Annotated in this window: 5 protein-coding genes; 4 read left to right on the top strand and 1 reads right to left on the bottom strand. The window is 64.6% G+C overall.

Annotated features, from left to right (window positions below; all coding sequences use genetic code 11):
- Nucleotides 1–482 (bottom strand): solute carrier family 23 protein (locus ACE039_RS29410; RefSeq protein WP_485824107.1); only part of this gene is annotated, 482 nt, incomplete at its 3' end.
- 138 nt (nucleotides 483–620) lie between these two features.
- On the opposite strand from ACE039_RS29410, the gene ACE039_RS29405 reads away from it, so the two are divergent.
- The 4 genes from ACE039_RS29405 to ACE039_RS29390 all read left to right on the top strand — a co-directional run bounded on the left by ACE039_RS29405 (nucleotide 621) and on the right by ACE039_RS29390 (nucleotide 5,393).
- Nucleotides 621–1,040 (top strand): FlxA-like family protein, encoded by a 420-nt coding sequence (locus ACE039_RS29405; RefSeq protein WP_313456965.1) that lies wholly within the window; start codon nucleotides 621–623, stop codon nucleotides 1,038–1,040.
- 152 nt (nucleotides 1,041–1,192) lie between these two features.
- Nucleotides 1,193–2,518 (top strand): ABC transporter substrate-binding protein, encoded by a 1,326-nt coding sequence (locus tag ACE039_RS29400; RefSeq protein WP_485824106.1) that lies wholly within the window; start codon nucleotides 1,193–1,195, stop codon nucleotides 2,516–2,518.
- Nucleotides 2,519–2,598: 80 nt separating this feature from the next.
- Complete coding sequence (locus tag ACE039_RS29395) at nucleotides 2,599–4,311, top strand: ABC transporter permease (RefSeq protein ID WP_105559883.1); 1,713 nt, start codon at nucleotides 2,599–2,601, stop codon at nucleotides 4,309–4,311.
- Nucleotides 4,308–5,393 carry an ABC transporter ATP-binding protein gene (locus ACE039_RS29390; RefSeq protein WP_105559882.1) on the top strand — a complete coding sequence of 362 codons (1,086 nt, stop codon included), beginning with the start codon at nucleotides 4,308–4,310 and terminating at the stop codon, nucleotides 5,391–5,393. Before ACE039_RS29395 ends, ACE039_RS29390 begins: the two co-directional genes overlap by 4 nt.
- The last annotated feature ends 36 nt before the right edge of the window (nucleotides 5,394–5,429 follow it).

The following is a 5,429-nucleotide window of genomic DNA, read 5'->3' as shown; positions in this document are numbered from 1 at the left end:
CCCCCCCCCCCCACGACCGCGCCGGTCACGACCGGCGGCATCAACGCGTCGATCCAATTGGCGCCGCCTCCGGCGCGCGCATTGACGATCCACACGATGACGCCAATCAACGTATAGGCCAGGCCGCAGGCGATGATGGCGCCCAGGGCGACACCGATATTGGCGTTGGCGCCGCCGCCGGCGTAGCCGGTGACCGCGATCACCCCGCCGATGAAGGCAAAGCTGGAACCCAGGTAGCTGGGCACCCGGCCGCCGACGAACAGAAAGAAGATCAGGGTGCCGATGCCGGACATCAGGATGGCGACATTAGGGTCGAAACCCATCAGCAGCGGCGCCAGCACGGTGGAACCGAACATGGCCACCACGTGCTGCGCGCCCATGGCGATGTTCTTGGGCCACGACAACCGTTCATCGGGCGCGATGATGACGCCCGGCTCGGCGTCGTCCGCCAGGCGCCAGCGCGGAAAGTAGGAATTGGACATGGGTTTCCCAAAATAGGTGTTGGGTATGAGCGGGCGCCAGTGTAAATGGGGCCGCGAAGGGGCGGCAACGTTTAAGTTCGCCGCCAGAATGCCGTATTAGTGGAAACCCCCAAATCCAACCTGGCAGCAGGAGCAAACATGGCGACCACGCCCATCAATGGCATCTCTCGGAACAACCCGCTGGCCGACCTGTGGGCCGAGCGGATCCAGGCCAACAAGGAGGCCAAGCCGGCCGACGGCGAAGCCAGTACGCTCAGCCCGGACGGCAAGATCCGCCTCGGCAGCGCGGGGGGCCTGAAGGTCGGCGAGGCGAGCGCCAGCGAAGAAACGGACAACGACGATGAATACACCCGCCAGATCAAGGCGCTGCAGAAGCAATTGAAGCGGGTCATGGACCAGATCGCCAAGGTCAAGGCCAGCGGGATGTCCGACGAAATGAAGGCGCAGCAGCTCCTGGCGCTGAACGCCCAAGCCGTGCAGATCCAAGGGCAGATCGCCCAGGTGATGTCGCAGCAGGCCCGCGCCGCGAAGAGCAGCGGCATCTCCACGACCGCATAGCATCGGCGACGGGCGCCGGCATCGGAACGCCGGCATCGAGGCACCCGCATCAAGGCGCCCGCACTGATAGCGCGTATCAAAATTTCTGATTGGACGCGTAGCAGGGCAAACATTACTGTCTCCGAACAAATCTAAAACCACGGAGACAAACCATGCATGCAATGCGCACAGCCCTTGCAGGCGCGCTGTTGGCCGCCTGCGCGGCGCCCGCCCTGGCCGGCACCGTCACGGTGATCACGTCGTTCCCCAAAGACCTGACTCAGGCTTACAAGAGCGCCTTCGAGAAGGCCAACCCGGGCATCACGCTGGAAATCCTGAACAAGAATACGGTGTCGGGCATCGCCTACGTGCGTGAAACCCCGGCGGGCCAACGTCCCGAAGTGTTCTGGGCCAGCGCGCCCGACGCGTTCGAGGTGCTGGGCCGCGACAAGCTGCTGGCCAAGTCATCGGACGTGGCGAACAAAGACGTGCCGGACAAGATCGGCAACTACCCCATCAATGACCCGGGCGGCATGTACCTGGGGCAGGCGCTGGCGGGCTACGGCATCGTCTACAACACGCGCTATATCGCGGCGCACAAGATCCCCGCGCCGGTGGAATGGAAAGACCTGCTGTCGCCGAAGTGGTTCGGCCACGTCGGCATCACATCGCCGTCGCGCTCGGGCACGATGCACCTGACGGTCGAAACCATCCTGCAGGGCGAAGGCTGGGATGAAGGCTGGAGCACCTTGCTGCGCATGTCCGGCAACAGCAGCGCCGTCACCGAGCGCTCGTTCGGCGTGCCGGACGGGGTGAACAACGGCCAGTTCGGCGCCGGTCCGGTCATCGATTTCTTCGGCCTGTCCAGCAAGTATTCCAAGTTCCCGGTGGAGTTCGTCTACCCCTCCGAAACCGCCATCGTGCCGGCCAACATCGCGTTGATCTCGGGTGCGAAGAACACCGAGGAAGGCAAGAAGTTCATCGCCTTCACGCTCAGCCAGGCGGGCCAGGAACTGCTGCTTGAGCCGAAGATCTCGCGGCTGCCCGTGCTGCCGTATTCGGCGCTGGCCGGCAAGATTCCGGCAGGCTACCCGGACCCGGCCGAGATCGCAAAGCGCAGCAAGGTGCAGTTCAACGCCGACCTGTCGCAGACGCGCTACTACGTCGTGCAATCGCTGTACGACCAGACCGTCACGTTTCGGCTGAAGGAACTGCAGGCCGCTACCAAGGCCATCTACGACGCCGAGGCCAAGCTGGGCGACAAAGCCAAGAGCGGCCGCGCCGCCGAGCTGCTGGCCCAGGCGCGCAAACTGACCTGGGCCCCGCTGGTGGACGGCAAGCAAGCCGCCGACCCCGCCTTCCTGGCGATCTTCGCGGGCAACAAAAAGGACGCCGCCGTGAACCAGCAGATCACCCAGCTGGAAGGCGAATGGAACGGCAAGTCCAAGGCCAACTACGAAGAAGCCGTCAAGCTGGCTAAACAGGCCGCGGCGCTGTAACCCGCACCACGCGCGCGGGGCGGACGGGACCGTTCCTGCCCGCCCCGCCGCGGTCCCTGGCAACGATTTCGGGAATCTCGATGAATTCTTCGGGCCACTCACGCCTGCCCGCCGGCCCCGTATTGACGGCGCTGCTGGTATTCGGCTTTTTGCTGCTTTTCCTGGCCGTGCCCGTGGGCACGGTGTTCTACAGTGCCTTCGTGAACGCTGACGGCAGCCTCACGATGGGCCACTTCGGCGCGTTCTTCAACCAGCCGCTGATGAAGGAAGCGTTCTTCAACAGCCTGTACGTGGCGGGCTGGTCGGCGCTGCTGGCGTCCTTGATCGCCGTGCCCCTGGCCTACTTCACGGTGCGCTTCGAGTTCCGGGGCGCGCTGATCATCCAGACGCTGGGCGTGCTGCCGTTGATCATGCCGCCCTTCGTGGGCGCGGTCGCGATGCAGTTGATCTTCGGCCGCTCGGGCAGCGTCAACCTGTTGTTGAACGACTGGTTCGGATTCACGATCCCGTTCATGGAAGGCTTGAACGGCGTCATTTTCGTGGAAGCGCTGCACTACTTCCCGTTCATTCTGATGAACCTGGTGGTGGCGCTGCGCAACATCGACGGCGCCATGGAAGAAGCGGCCTTCAACCTGGGCTCGCGCGGGTTTCGGCTGTTCCGCCGCGTGATCTTCCCGCTGGCGCTGCCGGGTTACGTGGCCGGCACGTCGCTGGTGTTCGTGAAGGTGTTCGATGACCTGGGCACGCCGCTGGTGCTGGGCACGACCAACATGCTGGCCCCGCAAGCCTATCTGCGCATCACCCAGGTAGGGCTGGAAGATCCGCTGGGCTACGTGATCAGCGTGATCATGATCGCGTTCTCGATCCTGGCGCTGTGGCTGTCCGCGCGCGTCCTCAAGGGCCGCGACTATTCCACGCTGCAAAAGGGCGGCAACAGCATCCAGAAGCGCAAGCTGGGACCGATGGAAAGCGTGCTGGCTTACGGATGGATCATCCTGGTGCTGCTGCTGGTGCTGTCGCCGCACATGGGCGTGCTCCTGCTGTCGCTTGCCAGCGTCTGGAGCTTCGCGCCACTGCCCGACGGCTACACGCTGGCGCATTACTCGGCGGTGTTCTCCGAATCGCAGGGCATGATCGCGAACACCCTGCTCTATTGCGGCCTGGCCGCGGGCGTGGATGTGATCCTGGGCACCGCCATTGCCTATCTGATGCTGCGTACCCGACTGCCGGCGCGCCAGTGGCTGGATTTCATGGCCTCTGCGGCGCTGGCGATCCCCGGCATCGTGCTGGCCATCGGCTTCCTGCGCACATTCCGCGGCATCGAACTGCCCGGCACCGGCACCTTGCTGACCTCGTCGTGGATCATCATCATGATCGCGTATTCGGTCCGGCGGCTGCCCTACGCGCTGCGTTCCTGCGTGGCGTCGCTGCAGCAGATCAACGTCTCGCTGGAAGAGGCGGCGCAGTCGCTGGGCGCCACCCGCATGAGCACGATACGGCGCGTGGTGGTGCCGTTGATGGCAGGCGGCATGCTGGCGGGCTTCGTCACAAGCTTCGTGACCGCGGCGGTGGAGCTGTCGGCCACCATCATGCTCGTCACCAAAGACAGCCAGGCGCCCATGAGCTACGGCATCTATCTGTATATGCAAAGCGCGGCCGGCCGGGGTCCGGGCGCCGCGCTGGGCGTGCTGGCGGTGGCCGCGGTGGCCATCGGCACGTATGTATCGCACTTGCTGGTGGAGCGCGCGCAGTCGCGCCAGCGTCCGGCACGCAATGAAGGGGAATCCGCATGAAGAAGGTCAGTGTCGAATGCCGCAACATCCGCCTGTCTTACGGCAAGACGGAAGTGCTGAAGGATGTGAACATCAACATCGAGCCCGGCGAGTTCTTTGCCTTGCTGGGGCCGTCGGGGTCGGGCAAGTCCACGCTGCTGCGGTTGATCGCCGGCTTCAACCGACATAGCGCGGGACAACTGCTGGTGGACGGCAAGGACATCAGCGGCACGCCCCCCTGGGACCGCAACATCGGCATGGTGTTCCAGAACTACGCGCTGTGGCCGCACATGACCGTGTGGGACAACGTGGCTTTCGGCCTGGTGGAGCGCAAACTGCCAAAGGCGGAGATTCGCGCCAAGGTGGAGGCGGCGCTGGAACTCGTGGGCTTGTCGCAGTACGGCAAGCGCCGTCCCAATCAGTTGTCGGGCGGTCAACAGCAACGTGTTGCGCTGGCCCGCACCATTGTCATCGAGCCCCAGGTTCTGCTGCTGGACGAACCGCTGTCCAACCTGGACAAGAAGCTGCGCGTGCAGATGCGCCAGGACTTGCTGAGCCTGCAGCGCCGGCTGGGCATCACCACCATCTTCGTCACCCACGACCAGGAAGAAGCGATGACCACGGCCGATCGGATGGCGGTGCTGGACCACGGCGTGGTGCAACAGATCGGTGCGCCCAGTACCCTGTTCGACTATCCGGTGAACCGTTTCGTGGCCAATTTCGTGGGCACGATGAACGTGCTGGAAGGCGACGTGCGCGAACGCACCAGCGGCAGCGTGGTGCTGGCGGTGGAGGGCATCGGCGACCTACATTTGCCGCTGACCGCCGAAGCGCCGGCGGCGCCGCGGCTGGCAGCCAGCTTCCGGCCCCACACGGTGCAGATCGAAATGGCCGACGGCCTGGGCGACGCGCGCTATGTCTGGCTGCCGGGTATTGTCGAAAGCAGCGAATTCCTGGGCGAGTTCACGCGCTACCAGGTGCTGATCGGCGAACAGCGCCTGACGGCAGACCAATCGCATCTGGCGGGGCTGTCCCCCTTCCCCGCCGGCGCACCGGTGTCGATCGGATTGGAACCCAGCCAGATCCGGCTGCTGGCGGCCTAAACTTGCGGCCATGGAAATCTATCAGATCCGCGCCAT

This window comes from Achromobacter maghribensis, assembly GCF_057334215.1.
The sequence above is the reverse complement of the archived record's forward strand: the minus strand, read 5'-3'. Positions and strand labels throughout refer to the sequence as shown.